The organism is Lentihominibacter sp., from assembly GCF_046951855.1.
Classification (GTDB): domain Bacteria; phylum Bacillota; class Clostridia; order Peptostreptococcales; family Anaerovoracaceae; genus Lentihominibacter; species Lentihominibacter hominis.
Genome location: NZ_JBKTXS010000005.1, coordinates 21,497 through 40,332, shown reverse-complemented (window position 1 = coordinate 40,332; position 18,836 = coordinate 21,497). Strand labels below are relative to the sequence as shown.

At 39.7% G+C, this 18,836-nt stretch carries 21 protein-coding genes; 9 read left to right on the top strand and 12 right to left on the bottom strand.

Annotation, left to right across the window (positions count from 1 at the left end):
- Nucleotides 1-14: 14 nt before the first annotated feature.
- From ACLR96_RS02380 to ACLR96_RS02365, 4 genes are all read right to left on the bottom strand, one after another.
- On the bottom strand, nt 15-1,055 hold the full coding sequence (locus ACLR96_RS02380; RefSeq protein ID WP_412265102.1) for a macro domain-containing protein: 1,041 nt from the start codon (nt 1,053-1,055) through the stop codon (nt 15-17).
- 35 nt (nt 1,056-1,090) lie between these two features.
- Nucleotides 1,091-1,378, bottom strand: coding sequence for a TfoX/Sxy family protein (locus tag ACLR96_RS02375; RefSeq protein ID WP_177268869.1), 288 nt, complete (start codon nt 1,376-1,378; stop codon nt 1,091-1,093).
- A 94-nt stretch (nt 1,379-1,472) separates the two neighbouring features.
- Nucleotides 1,473-2,621, bottom strand: coding sequence for an aldo/keto reductase (locus ACLR96_RS02370; protein WP_177268871.1), 1,149 nt, complete (start codon nt 2,619-2,621; stop codon nt 1,473-1,475).
- Between the two features lie 38 nt (nt 2,622-2,659).
- Nucleotides 2,660-3,313 carry a cyclic nucleotide-binding domain-containing protein gene (locus ACLR96_RS02365; protein WP_177268873.1) on the bottom strand — a complete coding sequence of 218 codons (654 nt, stop codon included), beginning with the start codon at nt 3,311-3,313 and terminating at the stop codon, nt 2,660-2,662.
- 90 nt (nt 3,314-3,403) lie between these two features.
- On the opposite strand from ACLR96_RS02365, the gene ACLR96_RS02360 reads away from it, so the two are divergent.
- The 3 genes from ACLR96_RS02360 to rd all read left to right on the top strand — a co-directional run bounded on the left by ACLR96_RS02360 (nt 3,404) and on the right by rd (nt 4,691).
- A complete protein-coding gene (locus ACLR96_RS02360; protein ID WP_412265101.1) occupies nt 3,404-4,090 on the top strand; it encodes a 4Fe-4S binding protein in 687 nt (228 codons plus the stop codon).
- A gap of 138 nt (nt 4,091-4,228) precedes the next feature.
- Entirely contained in the window at nt 4,229-4,444 is a 216-nt protein-coding gene (locus ACLR96_RS02355) for a cupin domain-containing protein (RefSeq protein ID WP_412265100.1), read from the top strand.
- 85 nt (nt 4,445-4,529) lie between these two features.
- The gene (gene rd / locus ACLR96_RS02350) at nt 4,530-4,691 is read left to right on the top strand and encodes a rubredoxin (protein WP_177268879.1); all 162 of its coding nucleotides are present in this window, start codon (nt 4,530-4,532) and stop codon (nt 4,689-4,691) included.
- Between the two features lie 150 nt (nt 4,692-4,841).
- On the opposite strand, the gene ACLR96_RS02345 is transcribed toward rd, so the two are convergent.
- From ACLR96_RS02345 to ACLR96_RS02310, 8 genes are all read right to left on the bottom strand, one after another.
- A complete protein-coding gene (locus ACLR96_RS02345; protein ID WP_177268881.1) occupies nt 4,842-5,315 on the bottom strand; it encodes a flavodoxin in 474 nt (157 codons plus the stop codon).
- 244 nt (nt 5,316-5,559) lie between these two features.
- Nucleotides 5,560-7,098: a 23S rRNA (uracil(1939)-C(5))-methyltransferase RlmD gene (rlmD, locus tag ACLR96_RS02340; protein WP_177268883.1), complete on the bottom strand. Its 1,539-nt coding sequence runs from the start codon at nt 7,096-7,098 to the stop codon at nt 5,560-5,562.
- Between the two features lie 12 nt (nt 7,099-7,110).
- Complete coding sequence (locus ACLR96_RS02335; RefSeq protein WP_177268885.1) at nt 7,111-7,974, bottom strand: CorA family divalent cation transporter; 864 nt, start codon at nt 7,972-7,974, stop codon at nt 7,111-7,113.
- A gap of 4 nt (nt 7,975-7,978) precedes the next feature.
- Complete coding sequence (gene whiA / locus ACLR96_RS02330; protein ID WP_177268887.1) at nt 7,979-8,920, bottom strand: DNA-binding protein WhiA; 942 nt, start codon at nt 8,918-8,920, stop codon at nt 7,979-7,981.
- An 86-nt stretch (nt 8,921-9,006) separates the two neighbouring features.
- Entirely contained in the window at nt 9,007-9,852 is an 846-nt protein-coding gene (rapZ, locus tag ACLR96_RS02325) for an RNase adapter RapZ (RefSeq protein WP_177268889.1), read from the bottom strand.
- Entirely contained in the window at nt 9,849-10,610 is a 762-nt protein-coding gene (locus ACLR96_RS02320; protein ID WP_177268891.1) for a PHP domain-containing protein, read from the bottom strand. The genes rapZ and ACLR96_RS02320 overlap by 4 nt, the downstream gene beginning before the upstream one ends.
- Complete coding sequence (gene murB / locus ACLR96_RS02315) at nt 10,603-11,514, bottom strand: UDP-N-acetylmuramate dehydrogenase (RefSeq protein WP_177268893.1); 912 nt, start codon at nt 11,512-11,514, stop codon at nt 10,603-10,605. The genes ACLR96_RS02320 and murB overlap by 8 nt, the downstream gene beginning before the upstream one ends.
- Nucleotides 11,515-11,516: 2 nt before the next feature.
- On the bottom strand, nt 11,517-12,764 hold the full coding sequence (locus ACLR96_RS02310) for an AI-2E family transporter (protein WP_177268895.1): 1,248 nt from the start codon (nt 12,762-12,764) through the stop codon (nt 11,517-11,519).
- A 205-nt stretch (nt 12,765-12,969) separates the two neighbouring features.
- Between ACLR96_RS02310 and ACLR96_RS02305 the strand changes: the two genes are divergently transcribed.
- The 6 genes from ACLR96_RS02305 to ACLR96_RS02280 form a co-directional block, all read left to right on the top strand.
- Nucleotides 12,970-14,238, top strand: a complete 1,269-nt coding sequence (locus ACLR96_RS02305) for an argininosuccinate synthase (protein WP_177268897.1) — start codon at nt 12,970-12,972, stop codon at nt 14,236-14,238.
- Complete coding sequence (gene argH / locus ACLR96_RS02300) at nt 14,189-15,565, top strand: argininosuccinate lyase (RefSeq protein ID WP_177268899.1); 1,377 nt, start codon at nt 14,189-14,191, stop codon at nt 15,563-15,565. The genes ACLR96_RS02305 and argH overlap by 50 nt, the downstream gene beginning before the upstream one ends.
- A 1-nt stretch (nt 15,566) precedes the next feature.
- Nucleotides 15,567-16,268 (top strand): response regulator, encoded by a 702-nt coding sequence (locus ACLR96_RS02295; RefSeq protein WP_177268901.1) that lies wholly within the window; start codon nt 15,567-15,569, stop codon nt 16,266-16,268.
- 107 nt (nt 16,269-16,375) lie between these two features.
- Nucleotides 16,376-17,293, top strand: coding sequence for an ABC transporter ATP-binding protein (locus tag ACLR96_RS02290; protein ID WP_177268903.1), 918 nt, complete (start codon nt 16,376-16,378; stop codon nt 17,291-17,293).
- A complete protein-coding gene (locus tag ACLR96_RS02285; RefSeq protein ID WP_412265099.1) occupies nt 17,286-18,125 on the top strand; it encodes an ABC transporter permease subunit in 840 nt (279 codons plus the stop codon). Before ACLR96_RS02290 ends, ACLR96_RS02285 begins: the two co-directional genes overlap by 8 nt.
- 36 nt (nt 18,126-18,161) lie before the next feature.
- On the top strand, nt 18,162-18,836 hold a 675-nt coding region (locus tag ACLR96_RS02280), incomplete at its 3' end, for a sensor histidine kinase (RefSeq protein ID WP_412265098.1).

Here is an 18,836-nt window from a genome sequence, read left to right as displayed (position 1 = left end):
ACCCGTTTCAACTCTTAATTTTTAATAAGTCTGAGATAGTTTTTATACTCATTTTCCGTAAAACTGCACAGATACACATTCATTACAACATCAGGATGTGCCTCAAACCATTCTACTACTGTTATCAGTGCAGTCAACGCTGATTTGCCTATAGGATATCCCTGCGCTCCTGCAGATATACATGGAAAAGCCACGCTGTCACAGCCCTTTTCTGACGCCAGATCAAGCGCTTTGTTATAGCATGATGCCAATAGTCTGCGGCTCTCTTCTTCAGTTTCATCACCCATATATATAGGTCCGACAGCGTGGATTATATATTCTGCATTGGATAATCCGTAGGCTCCCGTCATCTTCGCATCTCCCACGTTACATCCGCCCAAGGATCTGCATTCGTCAAAAAGAGCGCGCCCTGCAGCTTCATGCACCGCACCGTTGAGCCCTCCTCCGCACAGGAATGCTTCATGAATATTTTCATCCTCTGCAAGCAATATCTCATCTACTGCCTTACCTCCCAGAAGCGTTTTATTCGCTGAATTCACAACAGCCGATACATTTAGATCAAGAACACTTCCCTTCACGAAAGCCACATGGGATTTAGGTGAAAAAGTTATTATTTTTTCCCTGATATTGCGATCTATAAGAATTTTATTTGAATAAGGATTTACCACAAGACCTATGCAATCCGGCCACTGATCCAATGATTCCATCAAAATATTTATCGGCTGATTCATAGCCGGACTTTCCTCTCCCATTTTAAGCTGCTCTTCACTTGTAAAGACCGGTATAAGATAATGACCGTCTTCATCTACAGGAATATGTCCGAAACGTATCGGCAACTCTTCATTTATGGAAAAAGTCGTCCCCTCTTGCAAGCTTTCGGCATTCATCAGCTGCTGTAAAAGAGCTTCAGGTATTTCAATGGGAACAAGAAGCTGCATTCCATTTTTGCTACCCTCACTGAGAGCATTAAAAACAGGCTCTGACGGAGCATTATCTCCTGTATAATACCAATTAAATAAAGCCCGCTCAAGAGCTTTAGCATATCTATCATTCATCTTAACTTCTCCTTTAATCATGCTTATTTATTATATCACAGCAAATATAACTCTTCAATTAACCCAAAAAAATCTCTCTCATCCAAATCATCCATAACAAAATATGACTTAGCTCCATCATAAGGAGGCGCCGTTTTAAGCTCAGCTTTAAAACACTTTCCAAAACTCGTGATTTTTACAAAAAACTGATTATCACATACCAAAGCAAATATTTTCCCATCGCAGTACAGTCCGTATTCTCCGAACATTTTCCTATACGTAATATTTCCTACTTTAGAACACTGCTCCGATACATGCCAAACAAAATCCTCACTGCTGGCCATCTCAATACACCCTCATCAAATACAGCAATTATTATTTACTGTTAAAAGTATACTATAGACAAAACAAAGACACAAGTTCACCTTGACTCCTGCTTTATTTGCCAAAAATCTTTTTGGCTTTCTTCATATTTTCTATTATGTTCACTTCAAAAGGACACCTTTTTTCGCAGGCTCCGCATTCTATACACTCCCCTGCATAATGCCCCAGCAATTCATAATGTTCTCTTACCGTCTCAGGAATTCTTCCCTGCGCTACAGTGAGATTTAAAAATTTAGTAATGGAAGCCACATCAAGTTTTTTTGGACATGGAGCACAATGACTGCAGTACATACAATGGCCCTTCCAGCTTATATTCGGAAACGATGCCAGAGCAGAAGCATAATCCTTGTCCTCGTCTGAGGCCTCCTCATATGATGCACTTCGCCTCAGTTCACCGGCAGAACGAGCCCCCGCCAAAACTGTCGACACAGCCGGCCTTGTCATAGCATAATGAATACATTGATTAACGGTAAGAGCCCTGCCTGCCGGGGAAAGTTTCTCATCCAGCAAATCACCGCCTCCAAATGCTTTCATCACAGTAATTCCTACTCCAAGTCTCTGACATGTCTCATAAAGTTCTTGTCTCTGTGGATCCATATTTATAAGCGGCTTCTCATAATTTCTTTCATTCCACAGCTCCTCCACGTCTTCATCGGCAGGCATAAGATCATAGCAAGGATTTATACTGAACATCAGCACTTCTATATTTCCTTCTCTGACAGCCTTTAAAGCTACCTGTGGATTATGGCTGCTGAGACCTATATGATGTATAGTTCCGGCTTTCTTTAACTCCCTGGCAAAATCCATAACAGGCCCATTTGATATGTTGTCCCAATCTTTCATAGAATCACAATAGTGGATCATCCCCACATCAAGGTAGTCAGTCTCTATAAGCCTCATAAGCTCCATGAAACTTGATTTTACTTCTTCTATATCTCTGGATCTCTCATACTGCCCGTTTTTCCAGACAGAGCATATATGTCCCTGGATGATGAATTTTTTTCTTCTGCCTTTTATAGCTTTTCCTACGCTTTCACGCAGCTTCGGGTCAGATGAATAAAGATCAAAATAATTTATCCCCAGCTCTTCCGCCGCATCAAAAATTCTTCCGGCTTCTCTGTACTCATCTCCTGCAAAACCTTCGCATCCCATTCCGATCTCGCTGACATTAAGCCCTGTATTTCCCAAATTTCTGTATCTCATATTATTCTCCTTTTACTATTTATATTTTCATTGCCTGCTTATTCTTCAAGGCGAAAAAGTCTGAATCTGTTTTTTCTGAATTCCAGTATCCCTTCATCTCTCATTTTTCCCAGTTCTTTTGATAATGCACTGCGTTCAAGATTAAGATAATCAGCCATCTGCTGTCTATTGAAGGGAATAACAATATCCATACTGCCGCTCTTGACAGCCTCAGAAGAAAGATATGTCATCACCCGGCTTCTGATATTTTTAGAAGAAGTGCAGAAAATCCGATTTGACAGCCCCAGATTTTTATTTGTAGACATCAACAGCATATTATGGAGAAATTTCGGATACCACGATTTATCGAGATTACTCCAATCAAGAAGTTTATCCATATTGAGAAAAAGAACGCTGCAGTCTTCTCCTGCCACCGCATCTACCATCATAGGCATTTTACATATAGCATAGGTTTCAGCGAAAACCTGCCCCTGTGGAATATGATTCAGTATATTTCTGTTTCCCCACAGATCTATATTCTCAATATTTATACTCCCTGACGTTATTATACCGAATTCATTTACCACTTCTCCTGTATGAAATATTACAGCATCTTTATCATATTCCATCCTCCGTATACATCCAATATTTGTTATCTCGTTCATTTCTGATTCACTTATCCCTCTGAAAATAGGAAATTTATTTTTTTTCACTTTTGCCTCTTTTCCGTGGTTATAACCACCGAATTCTTTTAACTATTGTACTATACTCACATCATAAAAACAAGAAATGAGGTATTGACTATGATAAGAAAGATAATTAATATAGATGAAGAAAAGTGCAACGGTTGCGGAGCATGTGCAGAGGCCTGTCATGAGGGCGCCATCGGTATGGTAAACGGAAAAGCAAAACTTTTGAGAGATGACTATTGTGACGGTCTGGGCGACTGCCTGCCTTCATGCCCTACCAATGCTATCACTTTTATCGAAAGAGAAGCTGCCCCGTATGATGAAGCTGCTGTTTTGGAAAATCAAAGAAAAAAAACAAGCAAAGATGCCTTCCGCGGATGTCCGGGAAGTCAAGCACATAGATTAGACACAAAAAATGAAACCGCAGACCATTCTCCTGCCGAACCTTCTGTTTCACAGCTGGGACAATGGCCGTGTCAGATAAAGCTAGTTCCTGTCAATGCACCATATTTTGACGGAGCTAAACTTCTTATCGCTGCTGACTGTACCGCCTATGCATATGCTAATATGCATCAGGAATTCATGAAAGGCAAAATCACACTTATAGGATGTCCTAAACTTGATTCTGTAGAATATAGTGAAAAACTTACGGAAATAATAAAAAACAACGATATAAAGAGCGTTACCATAGTACGAATGGAAGTCCCATGCTGCGGCGGGCTGGAATTTGCCGCCAAGCAAGCTCTGCAGGCCAGTGGTAAATTTATTCCATGGCAGATCGTTACAATATCCAGATGGTAAATAAAAGAATAACGGAGAATCCGCCAAAGAAATCATGAAAAACATCAAAAATCAGAAGTCCTTACACTGAAAGATCTCGTATCTTATCAGGAAGGCCAAGTAGTCAGCAAAACGCTGGCCCAAAACGATGCCGTCAGTGTGACCCTCTTTGCTTTTGCAGAAAAAGAAGAAATAAGTACTCATCAGTCAAATGGAGATGCCTTTGTAACATGCCTTGACGGAGTAGGAAAAATTACGATCGATGATGTGGATTATTCTCTTCACGAAGGGGAATCTATAGTTATGCCGGCAGGACATCCTCATGCAGTATCAGGCGAAGAAAACTTTAAAATGCTGCTTGTAGTTATATTTTAAGTAAGTTATGAAATAATAAAAATAGTTTAAAAATAAGATTGTACGGGCTTAAGGCTTTGAGCTGCAGCCGGACAGGAGGAAAGTTATGAAAAAATATGTTTGTAAAGTTTGCGGTTATGTATACGACGAATCAGTAGGCGAACCGGATAACGGAATCACCGCAGGTACAAAATTTGAAAATCTGCCTGATGATTATGAATGCCCTTTATGCGGTGTGGGAAAAGACGAATTCGAAGAACAGAAATAAAAACACTCATGAAACCATAAGCTGCCGATATTTACGGCAGCTTATTCATTGTTCGGATTTATATTATGTATACGGAACATTTTAAACTACTCAGATGAGATACTATAATAATCGCAGCCAAAGAACATACATGATTCTTCGGTTATTTACTTAAATACTATCTGCCCAGTCCAATAATTCTTTCTGAGAAAGCTTGCCGCTGAACATTCTTCCATTTTGTATATAAGCCCCCGGGCATATTGCCTGCAGTTCTTTATCTGTTTTTCCCAGTCCGCTTCCTCCCGACGTAGCAAATAAAATGATTTTTTTGCCGCTTAAATCATAACTTTCAAGAAATGTTTTTATTATTGCCGGAGCAGTATACCACCATATCGGAAAACCCAAAAATATAACAGAATATTCATTTATCTTATCATATTTTTCTAAAATTTTAGGTCTCGAATCCGGATCTCTCATTTCCAAAGTACTTCTGCTCTTTCTGTCATTCCAGTTAAGATCTGCTGCTGTGTATGGAATTTCCGGCTTTATTTCATACAGATCTGCTCCTGCAGCTTCAGCGAGCGCTTCTGCAACTCCTCTTGTCACTCCGCTTGCTGAAAAATAGGCAACTAATTTCTTATCCATAATTTCACCTCCGAAATATATTTACTATAATCTTTGATTCTATTATACTTTTCAAGCAAATTAATAGCAAATAGTTATATTGAATAGTTTATTATAATTATTAGGAATATCATAAAGGATAAAATATTGATAATGCGTGTTTTTTACATAATCATAACAACAATAAAAAATCCAGGAACCAAAACTGCTGCTCAAACAGTCCAAACTCCCGGAAATTTTTTGTTTCCTGCATTTTTTCAAGCTCTCATTTATCTTCTCGCAGCATCAATGCCACCGCCTCAATATTCCCTGTCCACGGAAACATGTCTACAGGTGTGACTTCTTTAAACTCATATCCAAGCTCCAAAAGAAACTTTATATCTCTTGCCAATGTAGCCGGATCGCAAGATACGTAGACAATCCGCTCTACGCCTGCCGCAGCTACCGCCTCGAGCAGCTGTGGCTTGCATCCCGCCCTCGGAGGGTCAAGAATTGCGATATCAGCTTTCCTTACGGTTTCTGCTATTTCAGAATCATATGTTCCTTCTTCTTCTTTTCCACCAATATATGCCGGCAATACTTCTTCTGCCTTGCCGCATATGTATCTCGCATTCACTATGCCATTTATAACAGCATTCCTGTTGGCATCCACGACTGCCTCCTTTACAGCTTCTATGCCTATAATCATTTCTGCGCTATCAGCACAGTAAAGACCTATGGATCCTACGCCGCAGTAAAGGTCTAATATAACATGCCTTTCTGCCGGTCCTTCTGAACAGACATCAAAATTTTCATGTTTTTTCAGACCGCAATACTCCCTTACTTTATCATAAAGTCGTTTTGTCTGTACCGGATTCACCTGATAAAAACTTGCAGGAGAGATTTCAAACTCAAGAGGTCCTAAAATATCTTTTATAACCGGCCGGCCGGCCACTATTATATTCTTATCTCCCATTATATCGTTAACGGCCTGTAATTGTCTGCCTGATTTATCGGCTTTTTTTACACTTATAACAAAACTTTCCATGTAATACCCTGCATCGTAGACAGCCTCATCCATCATTGAGACAAGTTTTTGTACATTAGGTATTCCGTTTCCGTTTATAATGACTATAGCCATCACCTCTTTGGTAGCAAATCCGGTCTTTACAACGAGATCGCGGATAAGCCCCTTCTCCCATTTAGGATCCCATGCTGTTATATTATCTTCCTCCATGAACCTGCGAAGAGCATTTGCAGCAGCCATTGCAGCAGGAGACTGAAGACAACATTCCTCGCAGTCTACTACATGATGGCTTTTAAATCTAAAAAATCCTACTGTCGGCTCCCCCAGGTTTTCCACAACCCCACCTTTTCGTGTTATCACACCGCCTGTACTTACATGAAACTGCGCTTTATTTCTATATCTAAAAGTCCCGTTTCCTTCGTTGTCACTTTCTTTCATGCCTATGATATCTTTTACCTGCGGATCTTGTATATAAGCTATGCGCTGCAGCTTTTCTCTCACCTGTTTTTCTCTAAGCCTGAGCTGGGCATCATAACTTAATCTCCCATACTGACATCCACCGCAGCCTTTACTTAAATATTCACAGTCAAAATCATAAAACCTGTAAGGTGACGGCTTTATTATCTCCACCAATCTTGAAAAACCGTAACTTTTCTTTACTTTCGTCATTTCCGCTCTGACCAAATCCCCCACAACAGCTCCAGGCACGAAAACCACAAAGCCGTCGGCTTTGCCGATTCCCTGTCCTTGGCTGCTCATATCTTCAATTCTTATTTCAACGATCATACCTTTTTTCATTAAGATACTCCTCTAAAACCATTTTTTTCTTTTAAAAAATATTATTTCTATTATTACAGTAACAGCCGCCAATATCCCTACCGCCAGATATCCATAAGGGAGTTTAAGCTCAGGCATATTCCTAAAATTCATTCCATACCATCCCGCTATGAGTGTCAGAGGCATAAATATCGTCGTAACGATAGTAAGAAGCTGCATTACTTTATTCTGCTGAGAACTTATTCTGGACTGATGTATATCTCTTATCTGAAGCACATACTCAGACATAGCCATCGAGTCATGATACAGCCTGTCCGCTTTGTTTCCGAGAAAAGAAAAAAACTGCCGCGTTCTTTCATCATTTTCCTTTGCCAAAAATGCTTCCAATACATCTGTCACATCAGCAAGCAGCTTATAATAACTGATAAGCGTTCTGAGATTCTTTCTGTGCCGAGACATAAATCCGCTGAAATCTTCGGGTATCTCCGCCCCTTCATCTGTGACAAGATCCTCTATAATATCAAGCTTCTTTTCATATTCTTCAAGATAAAGAAGATCATCTCGCAAAAGATATTCGATGAATCCAAAAAGCATAAACGGGGGATTGCCGATTTCAAAGCTTTCCTCTTTGGCCATTTCTTCAAAAACTTTACTGCTCCTGCCTTCATCATCTATTATAATAAGCCTGTCCGCATTCATATAAAACCCGCATTTCAGTCTTTGCTTTTCCAGATCATTCTTATCCGGCACCAGGAGAGTTCCCATTACACATTTTCCAAACATATTGGCGCTGCAATGTTTTACTGAAGCCATATGTCTGGTGAGAAGCTCATGTCCCGGCAGCTGTCTGTATTTCTCAAAAAAATCATCAGCTGATATCAATTCGAGATTTTTCATAAAACTACAACTCCTTTGCAATCTCTTCTATACGTCGCAGCCTGTTGTTGACTCCTGACTTGGAAAGGGGAGGAGACATCATTCTCCCCAGTTCTTCGATACCTGCATCGGGATTTTCAAGTCTGATACGTGCGGTTTCTTTAAGCTTCGCTGAAAGAAAATCCAAGCCTTTTTTTTCTATTATAGTATTTATACATTTTATTTGCTTTTCAGCTGCCTTTATAGACTTATCTATATTGGCGTTATCCAGATTATTCAACCTATACGTCTGTGATTTAAGGCCCTTCATCATCATAATCTCATCAAATTTAAAAAACTGATTTGATGCGCCCATGATTCCTATAACATCTCTTACCTGTTCTCCCGCTTTAAGATAAACGCCATAGCCCTTTTTTCTTTTAGTGATCTTGGCATGTATATCAACAAAGCTATTTAAAAGCTTTCTTATATCCTTTGCCAGCACCTCCCTTTCGGCACCTATTTCAAAATGATATTCTTTTTCCGGGTTGTTCACCTTGCCGGTACCCAAAAATACTCCTCTCAAATATGACTTTCTGCAACATTTTGTTCTTACAAGACCGTCGTATATGCCGTCACTGATAGCATTCAGCCCTTCTTTTACCATAAGTATGCCAGTCTCTCTCAATATCTCTTCACTCCGGTTCTCGGGCCCTATATAAAGTATGTAAGAATTTCCTCCTTTTATGGAATTGTCCTGCCCCATTCCCACAGCAGTATCTATGGAAAAATAATTCTTTATCATCGTCTTATAATGTCTAGCAACTGCCGGGTTTGAGGTTGTCATAACTATTTTGAACTTTCCCCCTCCTGCAAGCTGAACGCTTCCGGCAGTACGCATAAACCCTGCGATTTCGGCCAGCATGCAACATTTCTTTTCCGGTACTATATGTGCCAGTTCATTTTTTGTATCAGATGCAAACGACATTTTATTCCTCCGACTGTATATTATCTATTATGAAAAACCTCCCCGATAATTCAGGGAGGCTTAATTTCCCGGCTTTTAAAATCTGCCTACAGATCTCTGTGTTCAAGAGTTGTTCTCTTACCACTGTCCTGAAGACGTCTGTGAAGTTCATTGGCTACAGCTACAGATCTATGATGTCCTCCCGTACAGCCTATACAAACATTGAGACTGTATTTCCCCTCTTTTATATAAAAAGGTATCAGCATTTCTATCATATCCATGGCTTTCTGCAGAAATTCATCGGTTATCTTATGTTTCAGCACATATTTACTGACTTTAGCATTATTGCCCGTAAGAGGTCTTAGAGATTTTACATAATATGGATTAGGTATGAACCTCATATCAAAAACCATATCTGCCGCCATCGGCGTTCCTCTCTTATATCCGAAAGACATAATATTTATTATAAAAGATTTGTTATTCTCACCTGATGTCAGCAAATGCTTTATCTCTGACCAGAGCTGAGCAGACTTCATATTAGATGTATCAATGACATAATCCGCTTCTTTTCTGAGGACTTCCAGCCTCTCACGTTCTCTGGCAAGACCTGCAGCCACAGGGCCTCCTTCAGAAAGCGGATGATTTCTTCTCGTTTCATTATATCGTCTCAGCAATGTCCTGTCTGAGGCTTCAAGGAACAATATCTTGTAATCTACAGCTTCTCTTTTGAGCTCCTCCAGAGAATCCTTAAGATCATCAAAAAGCCTTCCCCCTCTCACATCTATAACAAAAGCGGCCTTGTCTATCCCCTTTCCTTTTCCTGTAAGATCTATAAAGCTTTTTATAAGCGCCGGAGGCATATTATCTATACAGTAATAGCCCATATCTTCAAGGCAGTCTATTGCCTGAGTCTTTCCGGCTCCCGATAATCCTGTTACTATTATAGCTTTCATTTTACTTCCTCTGTTTTTTCTATGTTAACTATCCTGGAAAGATCAAGCCCCGCTTCCTCGGCTCTTTCAATACCCGCTTTAAAATCACCCACCCGGTCAGGAGTATGCGCATCACTGCTTATTATAAAATTAACACCTTCTATCTGCGCAGCAGTCTTTATCTCTTCCACCGTCATATGTCCATGCCATGTATTTATCTCCATTAAGGTATCAGTCTCAGCACATACTTCGGCTATGGCCTTTATATCAAAAGGCCCTTTATCTCCCGGATGAGTCAATATGGAGATATCGTTTTCCCGAAGAGCCTTTATTACCATCTCAGTATTGATTTTTCTGAGCTTTTCCTCGCCTTTCCTGAATCCCTTACTCCAGAGCCAGTTTCTTATACAGTAACAGCCAAACAAGCCATAATGATATCCTGCAATGACAAAATCAAATTCATCAAATTCATCAGGAGTTATGTCAAGGCCATTTCCGCCATTTATGATATTGGCTTCAACGCTCATTTTGACACTGAGCTTAGGATACTTAACATTCATCCGCTCTATATCATTTCTCATATTCACCAGTTCATTTCTGTTTATACCGTAAAACAAATGCCCCGGACCGTGATCTGAAATAGCTATAAATTCCAGTTTCTTGTTGAATGCTTCTCTTACATTGTCCTCTACTGATCCTTTACCGTGAGAATACGTCGTATGAGTATGTAAATCGTAGACAAGTCTGTACTTGTCTGCTGTTTTTTCTTTGTTATCCAATTATCCTTACCTCCGTCTCCAGTTTTACCCCAAACTCATCAAATACCCTGGCCTGTATGATCTCCATAAGTTGGAGGATATCAGACGCAGTGGCACCTCCCCTATTTATTATGAACCCACTATGAAGTTCTGATACCTGTGCTCCGCCTACTGTAAGACCTTTCAGACCGGCATCCTGTATCAGCTTACCTGCAAAATATCCCTCAGGCCTCTTGAAAAAACTTCCTGCGCTTGGAAAATTGACAGGCTGTTTAGAATTTCTCCTGTCCATCAGCTCCGCTATTTGACTTTTTATCTTCTGTTGTTCTCCTTTTTTCAAAGCCAGCTCAACTTCAACTACAACATCCCCTGTTTCATGAAGGACTGTATGCCTGTATCCCATCTGAAGTTCATCTGAAGTCATCTGATATTCATTTCTGCCGTCCTTCGAAATGATATGCGCCTTCTTAAGTATGTCCTTTATCTCGCCGCCATATGCTCCGGCATTCATAAACACAGCCCCTCCTATGGAACCGGGAATTCCGGAAGCAAATTCAAAACCGGCTAATGAAGCTGAAACAGCCGCTTTTGCCACTACAGACATCAGCGAACCGCTTCCGCAGACAAGACAGTCTTCTTCCTGTCTCACATAATCAAATCCACTGCCAATCTTTACTATAATACCGTCATATCCACTGTCACGAACAAGTACATTGGAGCCATTTCCAAGTACCATATGCCGGCATGATTCACTGCCGAGCACACTGAGAACTGTTTTCAGATCATCGATACTTTGAGGCATCACCATCATTCGGGCACTCCCTCCTGCCCGAAAAGACGTATACTTTGACATAGGAACATTTTCTTCTATAATTATATTATCTATCTCATTTTTCAGGATCTTCTTTATCCCATCAAAACTCATTATTATTTACCGCCTTTTTTCATTTTACGAACATCCCTGTTCTTCACACTGTAGCTGTCTACCCTATATTCATCCAACGCTGTAGAAAGCCCGCGTTTCCTCAGCTTTCCATTTACAGCTCTTGATACATAAGCATATATAACCGCAAATATAGGTATCCCGACCACCATACCGATAAAGCCGAACAAACCTCCCCCGATCAGAACCGCAAACAGCACCCAGAAACTGGCAAGACCTGTACTGTCTCCCAATATCTTAGGTCCCAGGATATTACCGTCAAACTGCTGCAATATGAATATAAAAATTACAAAGTATACGCATTGTCTGTAATCCACCATTAGCAGCAGAAGTGCTGAAGGTATAGCGCCGATAAACGGTCCAAAGAAAGGAATTATATTAGTTATACCTATTATACAACTTATAAGCAGAGTATATTCCCAGCCGAATATACTCATAACTATAAAGCATATTATTCCTATAATGAGAGAATCTATCAGTTTGCCGTTTATAAATCCTCCAAAAGTCTTATTGGTAAAAGCTGCCCCCTGCAGGATCTCATCTGCCGTATTTTTTTTAAATACAGACAGGATTATTTTCTTTATCTGAGCTGCAAAAGTATCCTTACTGTTAAGAAAATATACGCATATTATTATAGCTATGAAAAAATTCTTGATGACGTTCAGTACTCCGATAACTCCTTCGGATATCTTCGTAGCTATGGAACTGTATTCCGGCAAAACCGTCTGTGTCACAAAATCTATAGCGTTTTTTGTAAAATTATTTATCCATCCGTCCAGTACATTCTTTACTTCCGGCATATTGGTAAGTTTGACATCCAGCCATGCTTTCAGCTCTTCCATACTCGAAGGAAGAATCTTTATTATCTTCGTTATACTTTCCACAAGGCCGGGTATTATCATCCATAAAATTCCGGTAATAATCACCAGCATCACAGTTATCGATACAAAAGTACCTACAGCTTTTGAAAAAGACAGAGACCTTGAAAACACCCGTTTTCTTCTGTTCAGCAAAGAGTAAACACCTCTTACTGTAAAGTTGTATACAGGACACAACAGATATGCCATAACCAGTCCGTATATAAAAGGAGTAAGAATTGAAACACATATTCCGAGAACTTTATTTACGCTGTCTATTCTGTATATTGCAAAAAATACAATAATACTGCATAAAACCACCAGGAATGCCGTAAGTCCCCATTTAATGTGTTTTTCGTCGAAACTCACTTTCATTTTACCACCTCTACAGCTCTATTCTACAATAATTTATATACAAAGTCTCCATATTTTTTATTTATATTATAATTTTTATATTTTTTTCATTATTAGGGTTGAATTTACCAATTTCTAATGTATAATAATAACAAGTTGTAAATTTTTATTCATAATTAGAGTGATAATATACAAATAGAATAAAATCGTTTAGGAGGAATAAAAAATGGCTAAGGAAAAAGTGATACTTGCCTATTCAGGTGGTCTTGATACATCTGTACTGGCTTGTTGGCTTAAAGAAACTTATGATTACGATGTTATAGCAGTATGCTGCAACGCCGGACAGCAGGAGGATTTCGATGCAATCGAAGAAAAAGCTATCGCAACAGGCGCAGTGAAAGCGATAACATTGGATATAAGAGAAGAATTCATTACTGATTACATATACCCTACTCTCAAGGCCGGGGCTATCTACGAAAACGAATACATGCTGGGAACTTCAATGGCAAGGCCGCTCATGGCAAAAAAACTTGTAGAAGTAGCAGAAGAAGAAGGTGCTTACATAATTGCTCACGGATGTACAGGAAAGGGCAATGATCAGGTTCGTTTCGAAACTACGATAAAAGCTCTGAATCCCGCCATCAAAATCATCGCCCCATGGAGATTCTGGGACTTCGAATCACGTGAAGATCTTATTGAATATGCTGCCGCTCACAATATCCCCATCAGCCAGACTACGAAAAAAATTTATTCCAGAGATGAAAACATATGGCATATAAGTCATGAAGGCGGAGAACTGGAGAATCCGTGGAACGAACACTTTGACACTATTCATGTACTGAGCGTGCCTCCCGAAAAGGCTCCGGATGAACCGACATATATAGATATAGATTTTGAAAAAGGTATACCTGTGGGACTCAACGGAAAAAAAATGGACCCCATCAACATCCTTACAAAACTCAATGAACTGGGAAGCAAAAACGGAGTAGGCACTATCGATATTATAGAAAATCGTCTCGTTGGCATGAAGTCAAGAGGAGTATATGAAACACCGGGAGGAACCATATTATTTACGGCACATTCGGGGCTTGAACAGCTCATTCTTGACAGAGACACAACACAGTACAAGGCTATAGTGGCTCAGAAATTCGCCCAGCTGGTATATGACGGACTGTGGTTCACACCTCTGCGCGAAGCAATCAGCGCTTTCGTGGACGTAACTCAGTCACAGGTTACCGGTACCGTAAAAATGAAGCTCTACAAAGGATGTGCAAGAGTAGCAGCCAAAAAATCACCTTACTCTCTTTACAACGAAGAGTTCGCTACATTCAGTAAAGACGAAGTATATAATCAGCAAGATGCGGAAGGATTCATAAACCTGTTCTCACTTCCGCTCAAAATACGTGCTATTCAGAAAGAAACAGTTGAAGGAGGATCCAAGAAACATGAAACTTTGGAAAGGAAGGTTCTCAAAGGCGGCGACTTCATCCGCTGATGAATTCAATGCTTCCATAGAGTTTGACCAGCGTCTTTACAAAGAAGATATAGCCGGCAGCATAGCTCATGCAAAAATGTTAGGCAAACAGGGTATAATCACTCAAGATGAATCTGAACTCATAATAAAAACATTAGGAGAGATACTCTCAGATATCGAAACAGGCAATGTGGAATTCACCATTGAATCAGAAGATATCCATATGAATATAGAATCTATTCTCACCGACAGGATCGGAGCCATAGGAAAAAAACTTCATACGGCCAGAAGCAGAAATGATCAGATCGCTGTGGATATAAGACTCTATCTGAAAAAAGAAACAGATGCCATAACTACTGCCATAAAAATTCTTCTTGATGCTCTGGAAAAGTTGGCGCGTCAGCACACCGATACGGTAATGCCCGGCTATACTCACCTGCAGAGAGCCCAGCCTGTAACACTATCCTATCATCTTCTTGCCTATTATCAAATGTTTTCAAGAGATCAGGAAAGATTCAGCGACTGTCTGGGAAGAATAGACAGACTTCCTCTGGGGAGCGGAGCGCTTGCCGGAACTACATATGACACGGACAGAGATTTCCTTGCTAAAGAACTGGGCTTTGCCTCAGTTCTTCCCAACGGCATGGATGCAGTAGCCGACAGAGACTTTGCCATAGAATTTATAAACTGCTGTGCAGTTACCATGATGCATCTGTCAAGATTCTGCGAAGAACTTATATTATGGAGTTCCGTTGAATTCAGCTTCGTGGAAATAGATGACTCCTTTTCTACAGGCAGCAGCATAATGCCTCAGAAAAAGAATCCTGATATGGCAGAGCTGATAAGAGGCAAGACAGGTCGCGTATACGGAGACCTTATGAGCCTTCTCACCATGTGTAAAGGACTCCCTCTGGCATACAATAAGGATCTTCAGGAAGACAAGATCCCTGTATTTGATGCAGCAGATACTTTAAAATCTTCCATCGGCATATTCACTGAAATGATCCTTACAATGAAGGTCAGAGAAGACAAAATGGAAAACGCCGCTAAATATGGATATATGAACGCTACTGATGCAGCTGATTATCTTGTTTCAAAAGGTATTCCATTCAGGGACTGCCACGAGATAATAGGTAAAATAGTTCTTTACTGCATCAATAAAGGCATCGCAATTGAAGAAATGACAATGGATGAATTCAAATCATTTTCTGATAAATTCGAAGATGATATATATGATAAAATAGCAATCCGAAGCTGTATAAAAGCAAAACTTTCAAAGGGTTCCACTTCATTTGAAAGTGTTGACGAACAGCTGGCGGATATAGCAAATAAGAAACAGGCTCGCTAAAATGAAAACAATTGCTATAATAGATGATGACATTCACATAGGAAATATGCTTGAAGAAGTTCTTAGGCGTGAAGGTTACAACTGCCTTCGTGCCTACTCCGGAACGGAGGCTTTATACCTTCTTTCTGAAAATAAACCTGATCTTATTCTTCTTGATTTAATGCTGCCGGGGCTTGCCGGTGAAGAGGTTCTTCCTCAAATCACCGGCATCCCGGTGATTGTTGTGAGCGCCAAAGTAGGAATCGACGATAAAGTTCATCTTCTCATGAACGGCGCCTGCGACTATATAACAAAGCCTTTTGACATAAAAGAGCTGCTAGCCAGAATAGCTGTTCAGCTTCGTATGAGCTCCGGCGCATCTTTATCCTCTAAGGCAAAAAATTCGGATTCAGCACAAAACATCATATCTTTTAATGATCTTACGCTTAACACTTCTTTGCGGTCGGTCTCTGTATCGGAAGATGAAGTTAAACTTACCCAAACTGAATATGCCATTTTAAAATTACTTATGCAAAACCCATCTCAAATTATAACGAAATCCTTTATACTTGATCAGATAAGCACAGATACTCCGGACTGCACAGAAAACTCTCTAAAGGTGCATATCAGTAACCTGCGCCGAAAACTTAAAAATATAGGAGGCAAAGATTATATAGAAGCCGTGTGGGGCATAGGTTTCAAAATGAGAGAAAACAAATCTTAACTCTTTTTTTACTATTTTCTTTACTGCCCTCTTAACCTTTTCCTGATAGAATAACGTCCGTAACAGAAAAAATACCGGTATCAAACCGGCTATACAGGAGGTTTCATATGGACTATATTCTTACAGCTGAATCACTCAGCAAACATTACAAACATTTTAAAGCTCTGGATGGATTCTCCATCCATGTTCCGAGAGGCGCCATCTACGGTTTCGTAGGGAAAAACGGCGCCGGCAAAACCACTCTTATACGTCTTATCTGCGGCCTTCAGGAGCCAACATCAGGAAACTATACATTATACGGAACAAAAAATACACAACCCGAGATCACAAAATGCCGCCGCAAAATGGGAGCCGTAGTAGAAACACCATCTATTTATCTTAATATGACGGCAGAGGACAACTTGAAAGAGCAATACCGCATTATTGGTCTGCCTTCATTTGATGATATCCCTAATCTGCTTCAACTCGTAGGCTTAGAAAATACAGGAAGGAAAAAAGTAAAGCACTTCTCTTTAGGTATGAAGCAGCGCCTTGGTATTGCCATCGCTCTGGCAGGAAATCCTGACCTTCTGATACTTGACGAGCCTGTGAATGGTCTCGACCCTCAAGGAATCATCGAAATGAGAGAGCTTATTCTCAAACTCAACCAAAAACGACAGATCACATTCCTAATCTCCAGCCACATTTTGGATGAACTGTCCCGTCTGGCTACCCATTATGGCTTTATTGACAGCGGCCATATGGTAAAAGAAATAAGTGCAGAGGAGTTGGAAGCGGCATGCCGCAAATGCTTACGCATACAAGTCTCCGATACTAACATACTGAGTCTGGTTTTGGATGAAATGGATATACAATACAATATATTATCCGAAAATACAGCCGATATTTTTGCTAAAATAAATATATCCAATCTAACTCTTACTCTGATGAATAAAGGCTGTGAAATCATATCTCTTACTGAACGTGGAGAAAGTCTGGAAAGCTTTTATCTCAACTTAATCGGAGGAGGAAAAACAAATGAATAAATTATTATCAGCAGATTTTGCTAAACTCAAAATGAATAAATTTTTCTGGCTCTGTACAATAGGAATGTTTCTGTTTGGTATTTTCATGATGACAACACATTATATTGCAATGAATCAATACCATGAAAACGCCTATATCACAAATGTACTGTTCATCTACGCTACAGCGATAGCCATAATCATTCCTGCTTTTGTAAGTCTTTTCACAGGAACAGAATACAGTGACGGAACAATGAGAAACAAGCTTGTGATAGGTCACACGCGAAATCATATTTATACGTCAAACCTGATCTGCTGCTGCGCGGCAGGCTTAATTTTCTGTTTTTCCTATATAGTCGGAACTCTTATTATCGGCATCCCTCTATGCGGCATTCAAGACGGAACGCTCCAAGGAATAGTCATATTGATCCTATGCAGTTTTGCCATGTCTATAGCATTTACAGCATTCCACACCATAATATCAATGACATGCCAAAACAAAGCCCTCGCTGCAGTTGTTAATATCCTGATATCAGTTTTCATGTTAGTCATATCAATATATATTCTCAACAAATTAGCGCAGCCGGAAACTTATGAAAGTTTAAATCATGATCCTGACACAGGCCAAATAATGTCATCCGGAATAGTATCAAATCCCGATTATCTTGAAGGAACGATACGAAGCATCTATCAATTTTTCAACGACTTTCTGCCTACCGGACAGGCGGTTAATATAACTCAAAACGGAGGTCTTATTCAGGAGCCTTATCTATTGACTATATACTCAGGTATAATTATTCTTGCCTCTATAGTAATCGGCATGTTAATATTCCGAAAGAGAGATATAAAATAAAAAACAATTTACCAATAATCAAAGGAGCGTATCACAGTGTTTTGGTTATCCTGCCTCATAAGTATTTTCATCATCATAATAGTATGCCTGTTATTAAAAATCCATCTTCTGAGAAAAACAGCAGATGAAATCAGAGAAGCTTTTGCAGACCGGATATCTTCAGATACCAATACACTGATAGATATCAGCAGCCGGGATTCGCATATGATGAACCTGGCTGCTGATTTAAACGGGGAACTAAAAAAGCTTCAAAAAGACAGATTAAATTATCAACAAGGAGATCTTGAACTGAAAAATGCCGTCACAAACATTTCTCATGATCTTCGTACACCTCTGACAGCTATGTACGGATATCTGGATTTGATGAAAACAGAAAACAAATCAAAAAATATGGCACGATATATTGCTCAGGTTGAAAACAGAGCAGATGCTTTAAAAAAACTCATGGAAGAACTATTCAGATATTCTATAGCAGTTTCCATACAAGAATTTTCCAACGAAAAGACTGATATACGCAGCCTCCTGGAGGAAAGCCTTGTATCCTTTTATGCATCTATACAGCAAAAAGGGATTGTTCCTGATATTCGTCTTCCTGATAGACCAATTTACAGAATTCTTGACCCTTCAGCTGTTACACGTATTTTTAATAATATAATAAGTAATGCGCTGAAATACAGCGCTGATGATTTTAATATCCGTATGAATGAAGAC